We start from the raw sequence: 1331 nt of genomic DNA on the forward strand, positions 1-1331 counted from the left end.
AATTCATGAATTACCCCTACACCTATTACCTAGTCCAGTAACCCACCACCACCATCGACAGTGGTTGATGTAATCATCTGATGGACTGTGATTAGGGAGCTAGTTAAGAGTGGATTAGAGATGAAGAGCGATTGAATGAACTAATCATAGTTAAGAGCGTTGGAAAAGAGGGTCTGTAGGCGCACGGATTTTCCATTATGAATATAGTATCCTGTCAAGTCGCCTTTGTCAAGAGAAAATTTAACAACATCCAGATTTAGTAAAACCTAGTTAGACGGCCAAAATTTCCGCTTTAACTTCAAGCTAACAATCCGTCCTCACGCACCACCTATCATCGACTATAATTGAATTAATCACTGATGACTGATAACTGATTAGCAAGGAATAAAACCATGAATACTAAAGAGAGACTATTACAAGAGATTGAACAAGCACCAGATTCTTTAATAGAAGAAACTTTAAACTTCCTCCTTTCAGCACAAGCTAGTTATGCTAAATCTGAAAGTAATGTAGGGGAGGCAATATTAAAGCTTCTGGAAGAGATACCATTAGACAATGACGACTTAGAAAAGTTGCCTATAGATCTTGCTAATCAGCATGATCATTATCTTTATGGAGTTCCCAAATCCTAAGCAAAGCCGAAACTAAAGTTTATAGCATCATAGCAATGAAAACCATCTTTGCAGACACATTTTATTGGGTTGCTCTCATTAACAATCGTGATGATTGGCATGAGAAAGCTATAGAAATGACAAGGAAACTCCAGCAGGTAACAATAGTGACAACCGATGAAGTCTTTATTGAAGTTTTCAACAATCTATCTGCTTATGGAATGTCAGTTAGACGAAAAACCTTACAAGTTATTAGAGGCTTACAAAATAATCCCCAAATCTTAGTTATACCTCAAACTCATCAGACGTTCCAATCAGGATTAGATTTATATCAAAATCGTCCAGATAAAGATTACAGCTTAACAGATTGTATATCCATGCAAACAATGCGCCAAATGAATATAAATGAAATTCTTACCCACGATAAGCATTTTACACAAGAAGGATTTTTCATTTTATTTCAAAATATAGAGTTACATTAGATTTGACAAAACTACTCTTAGGAGACAATCATCCCTCTGTGGCAACTTTCCTCAACAATTTAGCATACTTGTACAATTCCCAAGGCAGGTACACAGAAGCAGGGTAAGCTCATCTAATTTGGTATAAATTGTACTTGACAAAGATTTCTGAATAGGGTAATCAAATCGCCATAGCACCGTCCCGCACTGCCAGTACCCAGACTTAGCCGCTGCTACCTCTGTATAATTTATAATTAGC

3 protein-coding genes are annotated in these 1331 nt (G+C 36.7%); all 3 read left to right on the plus strand.

Translation table 11 applies throughout. The features are described 5' to 3' along the window. Positions 1 to 392: 392 nt before the first annotated feature. The 3 genes from O9295_RS10875 to O9295_RS10885 are packed head-to-tail and all read left to right on the plus strand — an operon-like array spanning position 393 to position 1200. Entirely contained in the window at positions 393 to 632 is a 240-nt protein-coding gene (locus O9295_RS10875; RefSeq protein WP_061433369.1) for a hypothetical protein, read from the plus strand. 35 nt (positions 633 to 667) lie between these two features. Continuing rightward, on the plus strand, positions 668 to 1093 hold the full coding sequence (locus O9295_RS10880) for a type II toxin-antitoxin system VapC family toxin (RefSeq protein ID WP_002756072.1): 426 nt from the start codon (positions 668 to 670) through the stop codon (positions 1091 to 1093). A 38-nt stretch (positions 1094 to 1131) separates the two neighbouring features. Continuing rightward, on the plus strand, positions 1132 to 1200 hold the full coding sequence (locus tag O9295_RS10885; protein ID WP_288032938.1) for a hypothetical protein: 69 nt from the start codon (positions 1132 to 1134) through the stop codon (positions 1198 to 1200). Positions 1201 to 1331: the final 131 nt, after the last annotated feature.

The sequence above is a fragment of the Microcystis sp. LE18-22.4A genome, from assembly GCF_027531105.1.
Lineage (GTDB): Bacteria > Cyanobacteriota > Cyanobacteriia > Cyanobacteriales > Microcystaceae > Microcystis > Microcystis aeruginosa.

Excerpts from the sequence above, each read along its gene's own strand:
- O9295_RS10875 (WP_061433369.1), top strand. The coding sequence starts at position 393 with ATGAATACTAAAGAGAGACTATTACAAGAGATTGAACAAGCACCAGAT.
- O9295_RS10880 (WP_002756072.1), top strand. The coding sequence starts at position 668 with ATGAAAACCATCTTTGCAGACACATTTTATTGGGTTGCTCTCATTAAC.